At 43.3% G+C, this 18114-nt stretch carries 21 protein-coding genes; 11 read left to right on the forward strand and 10 right to left on the reverse strand.

Annotated elements, in window-relative coordinates:
* The first annotated feature begins 60 nt into the window (after positions 1–60).
* The 8 genes from DESGI_RS15875 (at position 61) to DESGI_RS15910 (ending at position 8249) form a co-directional block, all read left to right on the forward strand.
* A complete protein-coding gene (locus tag DESGI_RS15875; protein ID WP_006523348.1) occupies positions 61–762 on the forward strand; it encodes a hypothetical protein in 702 nt (233 codons plus the stop codon).
* Between the two features lie 293 nt (positions 763–1055).
* Positions 1056–2015 carry a putative PEP-binding protein gene (locus DESGI_RS15880; RefSeq protein WP_006523349.1) on the forward strand — a complete coding sequence of 320 codons (960 nt, stop codon included), beginning with the start codon at positions 1056–1058 and terminating at the stop codon, positions 2013–2015.
* Positions 2016–2241: 226 nt separating this feature from the next.
* The gene (locus DESGI_RS15885; RefSeq protein ID WP_006523350.1) at positions 2242–5016 is read left to right on the forward strand and encodes a dynamin family protein; all 2775 of its coding nucleotides are present in this window, start codon (positions 2242–2244) and stop codon (positions 5014–5016) included.
* 57 nt (positions 5017–5073) lie between these two features.
* On the forward strand, positions 5074–5256 hold the full coding sequence (locus DESGI_RS15890; RefSeq protein WP_006523351.1) for a hypothetical protein: 183 nt from the start codon (positions 5074–5076) through the stop codon (positions 5254–5256).
* Positions 5257–5271: 15 nt separating this feature from the next.
* Positions 5272–5532 (forward strand): hypothetical protein, encoded by a 261-nt coding sequence (locus tag DESGI_RS15895; RefSeq protein ID WP_006523352.1) that lies wholly within the window; start codon positions 5272–5274, stop codon positions 5530–5532.
* A gap of 3 nt (positions 5533–5535) precedes the next feature.
* Entirely contained in the window at positions 5536–5850 is a 315-nt protein-coding gene (locus DESGI_RS15900) for a hypothetical protein (protein ID WP_006523353.1), read from the forward strand.
* 621 nt (positions 5851–6471) lie between these two features.
* Positions 6472–6864: a hypothetical protein gene (locus tag DESGI_RS15905; RefSeq protein ID WP_006523354.1), complete on the forward strand. Its 393-nt coding sequence runs from the start codon at positions 6472–6474 to the stop codon at positions 6862–6864.
* 44 nt (positions 6865–6908) lie between these two features.
* Positions 6909–8249, forward strand: a complete 1341-nt coding sequence (locus DESGI_RS15910) for an ATP-binding protein (protein ID WP_006523355.1) — start codon at positions 6909–6911, stop codon at positions 8247–8249.
* On the opposite strand, the gene DESGI_RS15915 is transcribed toward DESGI_RS15910, so the two are convergent.
* Positions 8241–8984, reverse strand: a complete 744-nt coding sequence (locus DESGI_RS15915) for an HAD family hydrolase (RefSeq protein WP_157872799.1) — start codon at positions 8982–8984, stop codon at positions 8241–8243. The genes DESGI_RS15910 and DESGI_RS15915 overlap by 9 nt on opposite strands.
* Before the next feature lie 191 nt (positions 8985–9175).
* Here DESGI_RS15915 and DESGI_RS15920 point away from each other — a divergent pair, with 191 nt between their 5' ends.
* Positions 9176–9412: a hypothetical protein gene (locus DESGI_RS15920; RefSeq protein WP_006523357.1), complete on the forward strand. Its 237-nt coding sequence runs from the start codon at positions 9176–9178 to the stop codon at positions 9410–9412.
* 58 nt (positions 9413–9470) lie between these two features.
* Here DESGI_RS15920 and DESGI_RS15925 read toward each other — a convergent pair whose 3' ends face one another.
* The 9 genes from DESGI_RS15925 to hisG all read right to left on the reverse strand — a co-directional run bounded on the left by DESGI_RS15925 (position 9471) and on the right by hisG (position 16845).
* Positions 9471–10526, reverse strand: coding sequence for a phosphotransacetylase family protein (locus DESGI_RS15925; protein ID WP_006523358.1), 1056 nt, complete (start codon positions 10524–10526; stop codon positions 9471–9473).
* Between the two features lie 10 nt (positions 10527–10536).
* Positions 10537–12639, reverse strand: a complete 2103-nt coding sequence (acs, locus tag DESGI_RS15930) for an acetate--CoA ligase alpha subunit (RefSeq protein ID WP_041284937.1) — start codon at positions 12637–12639, stop codon at positions 10537–10539.
* A gap of 203 nt (positions 12640–12842) precedes the next feature.
* The gene (locus DESGI_RS24730; protein WP_006523360.1) at positions 12843–13007 is read right to left on the reverse strand and encodes a hypothetical protein; all 165 of its coding nucleotides are present in this window, start codon (positions 13005–13007) and stop codon (positions 12843–12845) included.
* Positions 13008–13117: 110 nt separating this feature from the next.
* The gene (locus DESGI_RS15935; RefSeq protein WP_006523361.1) at positions 13118–13417 is read right to left on the reverse strand and encodes a DUF5320 domain-containing protein; all 300 of its coding nucleotides are present in this window, start codon (positions 13415–13417) and stop codon (positions 13118–13120) included.
* Positions 13418–13467: 50 nt separating this feature from the next.
* Positions 13468–13833, reverse strand: coding sequence for a NifB/NifX family molybdenum-iron cluster-binding protein (locus DESGI_RS15940; protein WP_006523362.1), 366 nt, complete (start codon positions 13831–13833; stop codon positions 13468–13470).
* Between the two features lie 79 nt (positions 13834–13912).
* Positions 13913–14323, reverse strand: a complete 411-nt coding sequence (locus DESGI_RS15945; RefSeq protein WP_006523363.1) for a DUF134 domain-containing protein — start codon at positions 14321–14323, stop codon at positions 13913–13915.
* Between the two features lie 263 nt (positions 14324–14586).
* A complete protein-coding gene (locus DESGI_RS15950; RefSeq protein WP_006523364.1) occupies positions 14587–14787 on the reverse strand; it encodes a PspC domain-containing protein in 201 nt (66 codons plus the stop codon).
* A 180-nt stretch (positions 14788–14967) separates the two neighbouring features.
* Positions 14968–15651: a rhomboid family intramembrane serine protease gene (locus tag DESGI_RS15955; protein ID WP_006523365.1), complete on the reverse strand. Its 684-nt coding sequence runs from the start codon at positions 15649–15651 to the stop codon at positions 14968–14970.
* Between the two features lie 318 nt (positions 15652–15969).
* Positions 15970–16845 (reverse strand): ATP phosphoribosyltransferase, encoded by an 876-nt coding sequence (hisG, locus tag DESGI_RS15960; protein WP_006523366.1) that lies wholly within the window; start codon positions 16843–16845, stop codon positions 15970–15972.
* A 220-nt stretch (positions 16846–17065) separates the two neighbouring features.
* On the opposite strand from hisG, the gene DESGI_RS15965 reads away from it, so the two are divergent.
* Positions 17066–17281, forward strand: coding sequence for a hypothetical protein (locus tag DESGI_RS15965; protein ID WP_006523367.1), 216 nt, complete (start codon positions 17066–17068; stop codon positions 17279–17281).
* Positions 17282–17362: 81 nt separating this feature from the next.
* On the forward strand, positions 17363–18100 hold the full coding sequence (locus DESGI_RS15970) for an LCP family protein (protein WP_041284938.1): 738 nt from the start codon (positions 17363–17365) through the stop codon (positions 18098–18100).
* Positions 18101–18114: the final 14 nt, after the last annotated feature.

Here is an 18114-nt window from a genome sequence, read left to right on the forward strand (position 1 = left end):
TTTATCGCAAGGGGGGAGATTACCATTTTTCCGCAAACTCATATTTTTTTTGCTGAAACCGTGCTAAGGCGCCGATCCGACGCTATTACCCTGGGCAGTCTTTTCCCTGATATGGTCATCAGCGCCCGGGTTAGCCATGCCATGGCGCACAGCCTGGGCGCAGAGCTACTATATGTAGTAAAAGAAAATCATGCCCTGGCCGATTTTGCCCGAGGCATCATCACCCACGGCATATCCCCACACGGACTTGATTATTTTGGTGACGAAAAATATCCTGGCTGCGAGCGCGGTTACTGTTTTGAAAAAGGTCGCCCGCTGGTGAAGCATACCATCGAAGCGTGCAATATACCACCCGAGATGGGCTGGTGGAAAGCACATAATATTGTGGAGATGGGTATAGAACTGCGCATCAGCAATCGTGGTGCCTATGGACATTTAATTCACCAGGCTTTTAACAACCAGGAACTAATTGATCAAATTACCAGCCTGCTGGGGGAATTAACTGGATACCGCGAGCAGGGGCTTAAAAAAAGAATCGCCGGTTTTCCGGGATATATTGAGATTTACAAGGCCACTGCACAGTCCCTCGCCGATAAATATCAAGTGCAAATGTTCGCCAGGCACGGCATTAATATTAATACTGTAAAGGTAGCACGGCTTATTGAGATTGCCGCCGAGCAGGTCGAAGATGACCTGGACGACTTTTTCAGATATACTTACGACATTGTGCTCAGGGAACTTGACAAAATAGAACGTTATTAGAAAAAACAGTTTATCACATAGAAAATGCTCCGCGATGGGTTCGTAACACTTACAACTCACGCCGGACAGGTACCCAACGGTTTCAGTAACACTAAATACATACCATGTGAAGGTTACTGGGAAGTTGATGTAGAATTCATACCCATAAGTTAATAGCGAAGTTAGCAGGGTGACGACTGCCTTAATTACGCCTACCTGCCGGGTATTCTTCCTAATCACTATGCCATCCTTGCGATAATGACCATATACGACAAAAGAATGCAGCGTTAATTAACCAAGAAGGTGATTTTATTTTGAGTTCCGTAACTGGATCACACACGCGTACTAAAGATGGACAGGTTATATTACTTAATGCCCCGGCTTATTCCATGGATGATGTGGAAAATATCGCTGCCTCAGCTGCAGACGGCATTGGGTTGCTGAGCACGGACTTCATGTATTTGAATCGCGATAATCTGCCGGAAGAAGAGGAACAACTGGAAATATTGCTCCGAGTGAGTCGTCTAATGGGCAACCGGCCCGTTACAGTGCGCACGCTGCAAGCCCACCCTAAAACGATAAGGGCTATTGATAGCTCCGAATTATCAAATAATTGCCGGGGTGTGCGCTTAGGTCTGGCACGGCCCGACATACTGCAAACCCAACTGCGCGCTATTGTCAGGGCTAGTTCCGAAGGTAATTTTCGCCTGCTTCTGCCTATGGTTGCCGATGTGACTGAGGTAATTAAGGTAAAGGACACAATAAACACCATGCACCGTGAACTATGTGAACAAAACACACACTCCCTTCCCGACCTGGGCATTGAACTGGAGGTGCCGGGGGCATTGGTAATGGCACCGGTACTGGCCTTTGAAGTATCCTTTTTCAGCATTAGTGAAAGGTTAAAACAACATACTTTGTTAGCTGCGGACGTAAACTGCAGGAATAATGATCTGCTTCATGACTATGCCCCCTCCTTTTTGTTTCAAATCAGTGCTCTGGCGGAAGAAGTGCGCAAAAGGCGCAAATCAGTAGCAGTAACAGCACCCCTGGCCTGGCAACCGCCGGCCATACCACTGTTAATCGCCATGGGGGTAAATGAACTGGTTATGCCGCCGGAACACATAGAACAGGCCCGGCGCATTATAGCTCGCCTAACCATGCCCAAGGCTAAATTAGTTACTTCCAAAGCCATGTCTTTCTGGTTTCCGGACGAAATACAGCGCTATGCAGAAGAATGCCTTTCCCGCCTCGCACCTGGTGCCGGGTGTTGAAAGGTTGAAAGATTTAATAATAGATAGCGTTAAGCGTTAGGGTTGGGGTTGAAAATGTTTTAATCATTTGGTACCCACAAAAAAATTATTATAAATGTCATGAAGATCCGGCTTAAAAAAGCCGGTTTTTATTTGTCATAATTACATACCGCAAGTAATATATTCCAACAGGTGAACCTGGACATACCTTCCAGAGCAATTAAATTAATTTATCAGGGAGGTAATTATGCAAAACCAAAGCATTGAACATTTTTTCTCGGGGGTCGATAAGTTAACCCAAACCTACCTGACCCAGGAAGAAGTGCCTAACGTGGTAATCATGGGCCCATACAATTCCGGCAAATCCACCCTGATTAATAACCTTTTGGGGCATCATCTTTCACCTGTTAATATAATACCTACAACACCGGCTCCGGTTCGATTCAGCTATGGCGAACGTTTTCTGGCACGGGTATATTTTACCGACCGGCAGATGCATGTTTTAACTGCAGGTGAACTTACCGGCCTTTTGACCCGCAAGGAACCGCCCGGAGGTGGAATCACCAATGTCGAAGTACAGTACAAGCATGAGCTGCTAAAGAAACTGCATATAATTGATACACCGGGTATAGATGCGCTACATGAACCATCATCACTGCTCAGTCGATTGCCTAAATGTGAATATATTGTTTATTTATTGCAGCAAAGAGGGCTTAACGAGGCAGACCGGCGGTACATAGAAAAACTTGTTCGCAGCAACAAACCGTTAAATATTTCTTTCTGGATAAATTGTAATTTAGGTGTCTATGACGGTACATCATTAAAAGAATCCCGCCAGTTTTTAAGACAAATTTGCGCAACTGAAGTACCCGTATATTTGATTAACACCATGGATAATCAGGACATTATCAAAATTCAGTTGTTTATTGAAAACCAGGCAGCGATTTTTAAGTTACGAAGAATTACCGACAAACTCAGGAAACTGGACCTCCAAATACCCGGTATTATCACCGATTCAATGCGCGCCAATGATGATGCCAAATTTATGGTTCAGTTCTGGGCGGCTATTGAACAAGCTCGTTTAATCATCCAAGGCCAAAACATGCTAAAAACATTAACGCCTGTATCGCAACAAATAGCATCATTAATGGAGAAGACAGACCGCCCGGCAGTCGACCCCGGAGGCGTATCAATAGTATACAAAACCACCGGCCCCAAGCGGGATATAGTGCTGATACGAGAAAAAATATTATCCTTAGTGGAACAGGCCATTAATGACCCGTCTCTGAAACCATACACCGATTCCATCAGACAACTGGAGTCACTGCATGGCCAACTTAAAAAGGAAAATTACCTGGTTACTGCCGCCGGTGGATTTTCCAGCGGCAAATCTACATTTTTTAACGCCTTGATGGGGGAAGCAATTTTACCTGCGCAAAATAGTCCCACCACTTTTACCATTACAAGACTAAAACACGGCGTTCATAAAAAAGCGATCATCAATTATGCCCGTCAGGTGGTTATCCCCACCCACCAGATGGAGAACCAGCAAGCTATTCTTTGCAGGTATGAATTAGCAACCCTGGAGCACTGGATCAGCGACTCGAAACTAGTAGAGCATGTATATGCTATGGAAAAAAGTAAAAATGGACGGTTAACCAAAATCACCGCGACTGAATTACTGCAACAAATAGAGCTATTGAAAAAATCATTTGCCAGGGTTAAACGGGATTTCTCCAGCAAAAGGCGACCATGGAAATCACTGTTCAAGAAAGTACCTGCCCAAATGTTTTTGTCCAGCGAGCTGGCTGATTACTTTGTTATACACTTTAAAGACACCGTGAGACAGGAACTGAATCTGGACACCCCGGGAGACAGGACCACGCTGGCAAAAATAGCAGGTTCACATCTAGCCTTACGGGTATCTGATATTGTTATAGAGCATCCGGCGGAATCACTGCGCCTGGCTACATTTGTAGATACACCAGGGCTGGATTCGGTATACCATCACCACCGGGAAATAACCACCCGCTATTTACCATTGTCAGATTGTTTTCTCTTTTTTTTAAATGGCAAACATATCCTAACCCAACCCGATATGGGTATCGTAAAATTGATTCACCGGGCCATGCAAAAGGAACGACAACCAAGCCATAAATTGTTTATCATTGTCAATTTCGCTGACACTCTAACCGTTCAGGAAAGAAATAATGTATATAGTTACCTACAGGAAAATTTAGTTAAGCCTTCGCGAGGGATAGTGGATCCCGGTAATATTTTTTTTATTTCAGCATTAGATGCCCTGACCGGACGTGATAGGATAGCTTTTCCACGAATTATGAAGCATTTAAAAGAACATATCTGGGAATTACGCTGTGCAAATAATTACCGTGTATTTATGGAAAATTTTAAAAAAGCAATGCCTGTTCAAATAGACCCAAATTCACAAGACGCTAATAAAGAAAATCAATTAGCCCTATTAAAAAACGAAGTTCAAACATTACTAGTAAAAATAAAGCAAAGAATGGCTTACTGGCAGGAGCAAATCACTTCGTTCAATAACCAGGAAGACTTTCGCGGTTTCCGTGAAGGCCAAAAATCAATTAAAAAAGGTTTTCTCGGTTTGTCCCGCACGTCAGTGACAGTGCCATCCTGCCAGGACATGTCCACCAGTATAAATATGTTATTGAACGACTTTCATCACAAATGGAAAACCCATACAAGTGATCTGACCCCTTACGAAGTAAATACAACTAGTCTTCAAAATACAATTGATCATTTATTAGAAAATTTCAAGTTAACGCGGGCTCACAGTATATTAAGCCAATATATCAATATTCAGGAGAGTCGCATTGAGTCATCTATTAATGACATGGAAAGACAAATTAAGATTAATCTAAAGTCTAAAGCGCCAGAACCTGAACGCCAAAATATTTCTCCTACGGCATTAATAATAGCTCATCAATATATTGCGAAAATGAACCAATTAGAAAAAGAAACCTTTGGTAGCATACAGCAATAACAGAAAGATTGGCAACGGCACCCAATGAATTATACCCAAAACCCGGGAGGGATGTATATGCAAAACGCTAGAGCACTGGATGAAAGGTTACGCAAAATAATTAAGGCAATAAGCGATAGCACCGGTCAAGAAATAAAACGCGATTTAATTGAAGATCTGGCATGTTTAATAAATGAGCAGAGAACCAAGGAAATACATGGTTTACTACAATCTTTCAACCGGGCTATAAAAAGAATATAAAAGGAGGAGTGCTTGATGTTTAAAGGCCAAAATGACGAAATGCAAAACATTTTAACAGATATTTTAGCTGGCTTAAGGGGTAAATTTGTTCAGCCCGTACTGAATGAAAATGGACGGTTACTAAACATGCTGGAGGAATTAAAAAAACAAGACCGGGAGGGAATAGATGATTTAAGGGAACGGGTTATCCGTCTGGAACAAAAAATTGAAGAGATACCCCTGCTGGTTCTCTCTGCCATCAGAGACGCTATTAACCAGGCCACCGAAGGGGAATAAAACATGGTCAAACTTTATGAACTAAACAGAGAGACAGCCTCGGGTGAGTTGACCAAATCACTTGCCCAGTCCTTGAAAAACGGATTATTTGCACCAACGGAAAAAAAATTTAATGCAATGGAAGAGGAAATCTCACTCTTAAAACAAACAATCAAACTGGACGCAGAAAAACTGGCCCTGGAGCTAAACGAAAAATTTAGTTATTTAGAAAAAGAATATGTATTGTTAAAAAAATTGCTACGCATCAGCATCACACTATCCATTACCAGTTTGGCAGTTATAATCGCTACTTTATTTTTTTTATTCAAATGGTATTAAACATACTGATCATTATATTGGTCGAACAATGCCTGCGCTAAAGTTTTATTTAAAGGTGGCCTGACGTTATGACAAACTCCGTAATAGACTCGCGCATCCGCCAGATTTAAAAAATTAATATGCAACGGTACACCGGTACGATGGTGTAAAAATTATTGGTTGCAGCATGTAAGGTCTGCGACCAATCTGGTGATACACCTCCGTACCGGTGTGCTAACCGGCGTGCTAACATCCTCAGGCAAGCGCAACAGTCAGCATATCACCGCCTGCCACTTCCTACCATGTTTCAGCTCATTATACACAGGTGTACAATTATAAGCACTTCCCCTGTCGTTTCAGCCTAACGCATCAGCGTGCGCAAAAATCCTTTCTTTACGATTAAATTTCCCACCTGCACCAGTATCACTGGGTCCTATATCGTGTCCTAATTAATGACTAAATTATTATCTCACATTTTTTTGCTTCCCCACCGGATCTAATTGAAATATTCGTGGGCCTACACGCTTTATTTCTTATTTTAACCAACTAATTCTAATTTACATTGCGTTTAACAGGCCATTAACTCTACTTGACAGATATATTTATAATATAATTAAGTATTGCTTATAAAGGGGAATCCAAATGATACAAGTAGGCACCGTTTGGACCTATATATTTGCACCTAATGTAGATAATAAGGTGGCTGGCAAATGGATTTACGAGGGAAATGCCGATCTTTTTCGGCAACTCTGCCCTAAATTGAATAAACTGGCCGATAACGGTGCAATTAATATGGCTAAATTTGCCAATAAAAATCCCCGCCATGACCCATGTCCTTACATAAAAAACTCGGTGCTATGTGTATATACTCATAAACCTCGGGATAAAAAAATTCGTCTGATCATAAAGAATGAACTTGATTTATGGAGTGAAACATATAAAACTGAGGAACAAACCAACCAGGAATGGCGCCCCGGAGGTATACTATTTGAACAGTATGCCCATTACTGGAAAAACAAAAGGGGTTTTCTCTGAAACAGTTATTTAATCCGCGGCGCGGAATAAAAGAGAGGTTTATAATGACGGATTTTAACTCTATAATTAATACTTTACCAGGATTAACCATTTACCGCAATATTTTAAAAGACCCTGTAGTAAAGGCGGTCATTGAGCACCTACATGCACTGACCACCCGTACTGGCGCGATCCACCCGGCCCACAGTTATGGCGGAGTATACCACTTGCTAGCCATGACCGGCAACCCCTGCAACGGTGCCGATGCCTGGCAAAATCACCTGCTGGAACTAATTTTAAACGACGTTAACCCGTTCAGCCAGGCAGCTTTTGCACCCGGCAAGAATGTTAACATCTTTATGCCGGCGATCCAATGGGATTTATCAATTTTACGCAATTTGTATAACACCAGCGCACTTGAAATATACAACGCTACCGTGCAGGCGCTGCAGAGCTTTTTACCGGACGGCGAAAGCCCGGCTTTACCAGTTTGGACGGTCCCTGAACCGGCAAATCAGGAATGTTCTGTTCTAAATAACCAACGACAACAAATCAAAGAGAATTTGGCAAATACACAAGAATGGGATAAGCTGGCGGAAAAGTTGACCCATTATTATGCCACCTTTGGCTGCGGTGTCTTTAACCGTTATACCGCCTTTAGATGGCAAAACGGTGCTTTACAAGGTATATGCAAACCAGACACAATAAAACTAGGCGATTTAATTGGCTATGTGGATATCCGGGAACAAATCATTGCTAATACACTGCAGTTCTTAAACAACTATCCCGCCAACAACCTATTGCTTTATGGGGACCGGGGTACAGGGAAATCTTCCACTGTCAAAGCACTCCTTAACGAATACTGGTCGCGGGGTTTACGCATGGTGGAAGTACCTAAAAAGCAACTGGCAGAATACCAGTATATTATTCAGAAATTACGCCACACTAAACACCGTTTTATTTTGTTTGTGGATGATTTATCCTTTGAAGAAAATGAAACCGAATTTAAAGATCTCAAAGCGCTGTTGGAAGGTGGCATTGAAGACAAACCGGATAATGTGCTGATATACGCCACTTCAAATCGCCGGCATTTGGTAAAGGAAACATTCGCCGACCGAACCAAAAACGATGCCGGCAGGGAAATCCATACCATGGATTCAGTGCAGGAAAAGCTGTCCCTGGCCGACCGCTTCGGCATTACCGTTATTTTCCCTACACCAGATCAAGAAACCTTCTTAAAAATTGCTGTTGGGTTGGCTGAACAACGTCAACTACCGCTGCCCCAGCAGGAACTGCGCCAGCGTGCGCTGCAGTGGTCCATCTGGCATAATGGGCGTTCACCCCGTTCAGCCCGCCAGTTTGTCGACCATTTGGAGGGGCAGCTGGCCATGGAGAAACTAGCTTAAATCCGTCACTGACTCAATAACGGCGTCCGCACCGGCGGCATACAGTTGCTCCCGCATACAAACACCGGATAGCACCCCAATGCCGCCCGCGCCTGCGTCCTTAGCCATAAGAATATCCCGGGGCGTGTCCCCGATAACCACCGCACGTTCCGGTTTTACGTCCAGCAGGCGGCAGCTTAAAAGAGCCATATCCGGGGCCGGTTTGCTATTTTCTACCAAATCCGCCCCTATAACCACATCAAAATAATTAATCATGCCCAGGGAATTTAGCGATGTTTTAGCCCTTTCAGTTATATCTGCGGTCACAACAGCCAACTTAAAATTGCTAAAGCGTAACTTCTTTAATTGCCCCTGCAACCCAGGCAACGGTCTGGTCAGGGATCCCCAATCCATGGCTGCTTCGGAACGTTGATATACTTCGGTCACCAGATCATGCGCGTTAGCTTCAGCCATTCCACATTCCAGCAAAACTTTCACCAAAGCCTTGCGTATGCCGGACATAGTTCCTCCAGCCAGAGGACCACGCGGATCCACATACCATGCAGCTAAATCTATCCCCATAGCCATCTCCATGACCTTCCGTTTGATATGATAATGAATACCATTCATTATTTCATCAATTACATATCTGGACCATGCCAACCACATTACTTTAAAATCAAGTAAAGTACCGTCCTTATCCAAAAGTATAGCATCACATTCGAACTCCCTACCACCGGCACGCAATAAAGGCAATTTGGCCCCCCCTTTTTCCTGCAACAATTTTTAAACCTACTTTAAATCGTGGTAATTTTTCTTCTATAACACCCCGATCATTCCCTTTATTAATATCTGATTCATCACATTTCTTTATCGAGGTTTGGGTATATCGATATATAAATATGACATGCTGGGCAACAATAAACTTAAAAGACGGAGGTAATAAAATGGCGTACAAAATTGAAACCAGAGTAATTGAAGATCAATCCATAGATCCCAGCTATATTGTACACTATCAGGTAACAGATGATGGGCATTTGATAGGTGACGGAATTGTGGAATATAACCGGCAAGCTATCCATAACGATATAACAGTTAGTGAAAGCATCCCGCTGGAGGCAAGAAAGCAAGTGCAAGAACAAATTATCACAGCTGCACAACATTATATCAAACAGCTTCAGTAAGAATACCAAAATAAAAAGCCCCCGGGGAGCAGGGGCTTTTTACATTAACTGTTATTTTCTAAATAGCGTCCAGTATATATTGCCAGTCACAATACTGGTTTATGTTATCTAAAGTTACCGCAATCCCTTCCTTATCAGTGGGTTTTAGATTTCTGGATACTTGACCGATCATTTCGATCACTGTATATGTATCCTGGTAAGTTAATATCACGGGTACTCCTTTTTCACCCGCCCGGGCCAGCACCCCCACGTCAGGATATAGACCACCGGTTAATATAAGTGCCGAGGTATGGGTTTCCAGTGCGGCCAGGGCCAAATCCGAACGATCGCCACCCATAACCACAGCTTTATTGGCTGACCGCCTGAGATAGGTCAGTGCACTGTCCATGGTCATAGCACCCACTACTACATCCTCTACCAGCCGGTCCATGTTTTCCTGACCAACCAGCACTTCACCGCCCAGTCTTTCCCGAAACTCATTGACGGTGGGAGAAGCAATCTCCGGGCGACTGGGTATAACGCCCAAGGCTTTAAAGCCTGATTTCTCTATTGCGGGCCTGAAAACACCCTCCGTCTTGGCCAACAGTTGACGGGGCACATTACTAAAGATCGTACCCAGCAAATTTATCCCCTGACCGGAAATATAACGGTTATAAAATATAGCCAGATCAAGGCTGTAATCATCGTCTACCCGTTGCACAGTAATAGCATGGGCATTTAATTCACCAGCCAGGGTGACAGAATCCAGTCCCACCGATGACAGAGCATAAGGATGAACGGCCCCTTCTATTAACACAATGTCACAATCCCTGGCAATTTCTGTATAAGCTGATTTAACATCCTGCATACTATATGCGTTTTCCTCGATCCTGGTTAAGTAAGAAGGTCCAGCCTTAACCGGACTGATTTCCCCTAGGGATGCTTCTATACCCAGCACGTGTTTCATTAAAACGGCATCGCCGCCGGGTACTTTCCCGGTAGCAGTTTTTCTTCCATTGTCTATTGGTTTAAAGTAACCTACCCGGTTGCCCAGTTCCTTGAATTTTTGTGCCAATCCCAGAATAACCGCCGTTTTGCCACTGTCCGGATTACCCATGACAAACAGATTTTTCATCACGAACACCTCACGATATGGTGATTTTTATATCCAGGGCGGAAAGCCCGTTTTCGTATGCAAATACCGGGTTAATGTCCATCTCCGAGATCTCCGGGAAATCATTAACCAGCTCGGCAACACGTCTGATGGTGTCCGCCAGTGCTTCTATATCCCGGGGTTTTTCACCGCGATAGCCCCGAAGCAAAGTGTAAGCCTTGGTCTCTCGCAACATATGTTCAATTTCCCTGGCAGTTAGCCCACGGGCCAGGCGGAAGCTGACATCTTTAATTAGATTAACATAAATACCGCCCAACCCGAAAGCAATTAACGGCCCAAATTGGATATCCCGGGTCATACCAATTATTAACTCGGTACCCTTGGGCATCATTTTTTGCACTTCGACACCGTATATAACCGCCTGGGGCATATAGCCATGCACGTTCTCCATTATTTCCACAAAAGCGTGGCGCACTTCCTCCGCTGTGTTCAGGCCTATATGCACCCCACCCACATCAGTCTTATGCAATATTTTAGGAGATGCTACTTTAAGTACCACCGGATATCCCATTTTATCGGCTTCCGCTGCGGCTTCATCCGGAGATGTAGCCAGCACCACCGGCGCCGCCGGTATACCATAACACTTGGCTATCTCTGTCGCTTCGCTGCCCAAAAGCACAAGCCGGTTATCTTTAATTACGTCATAAAATATTGCTTTTACACCTTTACGATCAATATTCGCCAAATCTTGGTTACCATTCCCCTTGGGAACATCCAATACTTCGTTATAACGTACCAGACCGCTGATCGAAGCAATAGCCGGCTCGGGGAATGTAAAGCAGGGCACACCGGCTTTAGCCAGCATGGCAGCGCCACCAGCCAGGGTTTCACCACCCATATATGCGGCGAAAATAGGTTTTTCGGGAAATGATTGGCGCATTTCCAACAGGGCTTCGGTAGTTTCAATGGGCTCAGTAACCCCCACGGGGCACATCAAAACCACAACACTATCAACATTGGGGTCGGCGCAAACTTTTTGCAGAGCAAATTTATACCGATCTGCTTTTGCATCTCCCAGCACATCCACCGGGTTATAGATATTAGCTTCTGCCGGCAGATTAGCCCGTAACTCTTCAATGGTTGCTTTATCAAAACTGGCCATTTGCAGCCCTTTGGCCTCCACGTTATCAGTGGCGATAATCCCCGGGCCACCGGAATTGGTAACAATGGCCACCCGGTTGCCCTTCGGCACAGGCGCTTTGGCAAAGGCCACAGCAAGATCAAAAAGTTCGGTCATGGTACGGGCCCTTAAAATACCACACTGGCGAAAAGCGACATCATAAGCCAAATCACTGCCGGCCAGAGCCCCGGTATGAGAAGAAGCAGCCTTGGCACCGGCCTGGCTGGTCCCCGACTTAATCACAATTACAGGTTTTTTACGTGACGCCCGGGATGCTACATCCAAAAATCGTGGCCCGTCCACTATATCTTCTATGTAGCACAATATTACTTTAGTATGGGGATCAGCAGCAGCATCTTCAATAAATTCAATTTCCGACAAATCAGCCTTGTTGCCCAAACTGACTACTTTACTAAAACCAATTCCAATCGAAGCGCTCCAGTCTAAAATAGCCACCAGCATAGCACCGCTTTGTGATAAAAAGGCTATCTCTCCCTGCTGAGGGAAAGTGGCGGAAAAAGAGGCGTTTATCGGCGTATGGGTATCAATAATACCTACCACGTTGGGCCCCAGCAAACGCATACCGTATTTACGGCAGGATTCCACCAGTTGTTTCTCCATTTCCAGACCCTGGGCACCAACTTCCTTAAAACCGGCTGTAATCACCACCAGGCTTTTCACCCCGGCCTGTCCACAGTCACGGACCACATCCAGCACCCGTGCTGCCGGTACAGCAATTACCGCCAAATCCACAGGTTCAGGCACCTCGGAAACAGCGGTATATGTCTTATAACCGGCTATTTCCTTTTCCTTGGGGTTAATAGGAAATATTTTTCCTTTATAACCGCTACTAATAACATTCCCTAAAATAGTATGACCAATTTTGCCTGGTTTAGGGCTAGCCCCCACCACGGCCACTGATTGTGGCCTGCTCATACTTGTGAGATCAATCACTATCCTCACCTCGCCAATATGTCTAGTGCTTAATTGTCTTAACACACCCGCCTGTAAATTGTTTTACTATAAATTACTATTTCTTATATAAGTAACATTATATATATTGTCGTTAAGCTAGTAAACCAATAATAGCAAAGTAATTATTTTGAAATTATTCTAAACTTTAATATTGTCTATATAGGGAATATTATATAATTATCTTACTTTTTATTTTTTATATTACTATAACAATTTATCATTTCTATAAACCGATCAGTTTTTTCCCGATCTTTATCAACAGCATTATTAACGTTTTTATCTGGTAGATGTTTATCACTGTGCTTGACTTTTTTTATTAAATTGGGAATAAAAGATTGGCTACCCATATCATGCACTCCTAAACCATAAAATTATTCATACTACATGAATAAGCCGCCAATAAAATAAGGCGGCTTGTTCATAAGAAAACCAATGTAGTCATAGCGTATACTCCACATTAAACATTATTATCGATATCTTTTTTATCTAGCTGATTCAGGCGTTTTTCTATCTCTCCCAATTGAGCCTTTAACAACTCAGCCTGGTTTTTGAGGTATTCACTTTCCTGCGGAAAACCAGCTGCAAACGGCGAGGACATATTATTTTGAACATTGCTGTTTGCCCACCAGTGCCGGGGCATCCACGGGTACATACGGCAATTGGCACTATAATTACCCCTCATACCGCGGCCAAAACCAAATCCCGGCGCGTTGCCCATACCATATCCATATCCATATCCAAAACCACCTCTCGGCATATGTTTCACCTCCTTTCATAAAATATTGCAATCCTTATGACTCTGTTTGTTTAACAATGACCATCACAGTCATGATGTTGGCCGTCCGGATGGGTGCATAAACTTGCCCCCGAAGTTAACTTACCGTTGATATAGTCTTCCATGACCTGTTTTACTTCACCGGAAATGCCCACGATGGGTTGAATATTATTTTCCGCAAACAAATTTAATGCTTTTTGTCCCATACCACCTGCTATAATGCAGTCAACATTTAAACCTTTTAAATATTTGGGTAAAAATCCCGGCTGGTGTCCCGGGTTTGGTATATAGGAAAAATTCTCGGAACGCCCGTCCACCACGTCAAATACTGCATACTCCTGACATTTGCCAAAATGCTGGGCTACATTGCCTCCGTCTGAGGCGATAGCTACCTTCATTTTTTTAGCCTCCTATTATTTTAATTTTATAAAAGTTGTAACTGAATATGGTAAAAAGTTTATAACCAAATTAGTCAGCCTAACGGCCCCGCCATTTTTTTCCTTTGCCACCGCACCTGGGACAGTCGATAGCATCATCGGGATATGACCAGTTGGTCTTTATCCAGTCATGCCCACAATCATCACATTCCAGTTTATAGGGCATTAATTTATAATCGCCGCCCTCTATGCGTATGGCCTTACCCTCCAAGATAGCCGTACTCAATTTTTTTCTGGCCGATGTTAAAATCCTTTGAAAGGTGCTCTGGGCAATATCCATGTGCTCAGCACAGTTTTCCTGGTCCAAACCTTGCATATCTTTTAACCGCAGGGCTTCTATTTCGTCCACAGTGATCAACTCTTCCCGGAATTCCTCATCCAACCCAACAGGTTGAAAGTATGTAACCCTGGGTAAAAATCCTACCCGTCGTCTTTTACGCGGTCGTGGCACAATTCTACCACCTCCTAATACCATAATTTTGTTATGAATATATACCCTTATGGTTAATATTCTAATCGAGTTATAGACATATGTCAACTATTATTTTAAGCATTAGTTTATAAATATATTGAATGACCGGGAATGGGCTGGACGGCAAACGGATGGGTAAATTCAGAGGATGCAGGGGGTAATGTAACGCCACACCCTGTAATAGTGGAAAACGGGCACGAGTGCGTCGTGCCGCGTATGCAGGAAGCGTCAAAAATAGAAGGTTAAAAATCCCGGGGTATAACCAGCCAGGCAACTATATAAACAAGAATACCGGGAAACGCAGCAGAGGCCACTGAAACAATTACGTAGATCACCCGTACCAGATTGGGATCAATGTCCAGATACTCCGCCAAACCACCGCATACTCCACCCAGCATGGAATTGCGGCTGGAACGATATAAGCGCTTAATTTGCCTGGCCACTAAACGTCATCTCCTTTGCTTTAATTTATTAGGTTGTTTAATCTCCCAGTAAGCCGCGATCAAAAACACCGCGGCTTACTTTGCTAAAATAATATCTAAAAAACATAATTTTGGTTTTATACTAAATGTACTATTTCCCGGCTCAAAAAATACATATTGTAAATACATAAATATTGGATACTAGGGCCGAAAATAACCCCTTACACGCGGAGCCATGGTTTTTATCAATACAATGCCCATTAAAAAACCACCTATATGGGCCCAGTAAGCCACGGTATTGGCAGCTCCACCCAGAGAAGCCACGCCGTTAAACATCTGCAGAATGAACCATAGAGCAATGAAAACCACCGCCGGTATTTCCATTAAAGTAAAAATAATTATAATGGGCACCAGGGCCAGTATACGTGACCGGGGGAAAGCAATAATATAAGCGCCGAGCACTCCGGCTACCGCACCGCTGGCACCGACCACGGGAATAGTGGAAGTTGGGTCGGTGAGAATATGAGCCAAACTGCCCGTAGCCCCGGCAACCAGGTAAAATAACAAGTACTTTAAATGACCCAACCGGTCCTCCACGTTATCACCAAACACCCAAAGGAATAGCATGTTACCGATAACATGCAGCCATCCACCGTGAATAAACATGGCCGTAATAAAACTAACCACTATCGGTGTAAAGGATGCCCCAGTGAAAATTGCATTCAATACTTCAGCCGGCACCAGCCCCAGGATATAATAAATTTGGTTCAGCCGGTACGGTTCCAAAGTTACTTCCCAAATATAAATTAGCAGATTCAAAACTATGATGGACAAGTTAACTATGGGAAATGTTTGTGACTTGGCGCTATCCCTGAGCGGAATCAATTACCCTCGCTCCTCTCGTTTAAGGAGTTTATCATATAAAATAATATACTATTTAAGCCCATTTTGCGAACTATTTGGATTACTTTTCTTAAAATCAGACAAAATTTGTCACTCCACCGGCACCACCACCAATTGTTCCAAATACTTTAAGACTTTGGACTAAATTTTCTTTATTGTTTACAATGCTTATCAATTTTCATGTACTGGGTTTATAAAATTCATTATGTTAAAGCTAAAAAACAAAAAGAGGAACGGTTTTCACGACCGCATCCTCTTTTTAGTCAATGTAACCACTAAACGCGTAATTTTTAGCACAGCCTAAGGGATTACTTTATTCAGTGGATATTCAATAATATCCTGAGCACCTCCCCGGCGCAACGCTGGGATAAGATCACGCACCTGCTTCTCATCAAGCACGACCTCCAGAGCCAACCAATCGCTGTTAATAAGCTGCGACACCGTAGGGTGTTTCATCGCCGGCAATATAGCTAGTATATCATCCAGCTTATCCTTGGGTAGGTTCATTTTCAAACCCACTTTAGAGTCCGCACGCAGCGCACCCAGCAATAGCACCGCAAGGTTCTGTAGTTTCTCCTTTTTAAAAGGATCGGCCCAGGCCTTATGATTGGCATGTAGACGGGTGGTGGATACCAATATAGTGTCAATTACCACAAGCTTATTGGCCCGCAGAGAGCTGCCCGTTTCAGTAATGTCAACAATGGCATCTACCAGTTGCGGTACTTTGACCTCTGTCGCCCCGTAACTAAATTCCACAGATGCCGTAACACCGTTTTTGGCCAGGTAACTACGAGTCAGCCTCACCAGCTCAGTAGCTATACGCTTGCCCTCCAGGTCTTTTACAGTTTTTATGCCGCTGTTTTCCGCCACAGCCATCACCACCCGAATGGGGTTGGTAGTCTGCTTGGAATAGGCCAGATCGGCCACTTCCACCACATCGGCCTCATTTTCTAAAATCCAATCCAATCCACTTAAGCCGGCATCCAATACTCCTTCATTTACATAGCGCGGTATTTCCTGTGCCCGCATCAGCACAACCTCGATTTCAGGGTCATCTATAGATGGGTAATAAGAGCGGCTGCGTACAGAAATATTAAATCCCGCCCTTTTAAACAGCTGGAATGTGGATTCTTGTAGGCTGCCCTTGGGTAACCCCAGTCGCAATTTGACACTCATAAGAGTAAACCCCCTTGCTTTATTTCGTTATCTATTTAGCATATTAAAGAAACTTAAGATAGTATATACCCGGGTATAAGAACTGTCAAGGATATATTCGGGAGCATTTATTTTGAACTTATATAAAATAATTATGGACTAATTAATGATTATGAACTAAAATTAAATAATAAAATATGAACATTATCTCGTTATAAAAATCAAAAGGGAGTGGTTGAACATGCTCTCCAATGAATACCAGCTTTCCATTGTTACATTGACTAAAAACCATGTATTTTTTAACTTTTTCGTCAATGGCACTTTAACTAATACCGATGGTTACATATGCATGTCCATCAACGACTTTGACCGTTTATATAAAGATCTGTTCCGTTCTTCCAAAGGCCAGTGTACAAAAAATTATAGTTCCAACCCACCGGTGCAGTTTTTTACCTGATAATTAAGCATAAATTAGGGGAAAAACAAGCATAAATATAATTTAAAAGCTATTATCTTGCAGTAAAGGGGATATTGTTATTTGCTGTTAAAAAAGGCTTTAACAATAATGTTTTTTACGCTGCTCTGTATGAACACAATTAAGCCAACCGGAGCCCTGGCTATGCAAAGTAATAGCAAAACGCCGGAAAGCGTGATAATTTTCTGGACCGATGAAGCCAGACTTAAAGCAGTCAACCTTACTTTTTCACCGAACAGAGATGGTCCCATCGGTATTATATCGGTACCGGTATATACATGGCTGGCCGATGGACAACAGGCAACTACAGTTGGTGAGTATTATTTAAAGCACGGCCCTGTAAAGCTTACCCAGCAAATGGAAACATTATTTGAAAATTCGATTAGTGCTTACATTATCATCGACCAAAAAGCTCTGGTTAATGTCAGCAAGGTAATCGGCCCAATTAATATGGCCGACCAACATATAACATTAATGGATGTATTTGAAGGTAAGTATGTTGATGGCCCCGTGAACATGCAAGTGGAAATAAGACAACTGGCCGATGCCATGCTGACACCGGCCGTATTAATAAAAGTACCTGAAATTATTTGGGTGTTTAGCAGGGAAGTGGACAGCAATATCAGCCCGCGACATTTAGCATCCTTTTACCGGGTAATTCGTTATCGCGGATCTGATGTATTGCAAAAAAAAGACGTGCCGGGGCAAGACTATGTTATCAATAACCGCAAATATCGCCGGGTAGCCCCCGATACATGGCAACAAACATTACGGGAAGTAACCTCCAGCACGGAGCAGTAGTTCATTAAAAAATT

Source organism: Desulfoscipio gibsoniae DSM 7213, from assembly GCF_000233715.2.
GTDB classification, from domain to species: domain Bacteria; phylum Bacillota; class Desulfotomaculia; order Desulfotomaculales; family Desulfallaceae; genus Sporotomaculum; species Sporotomaculum gibsoniae.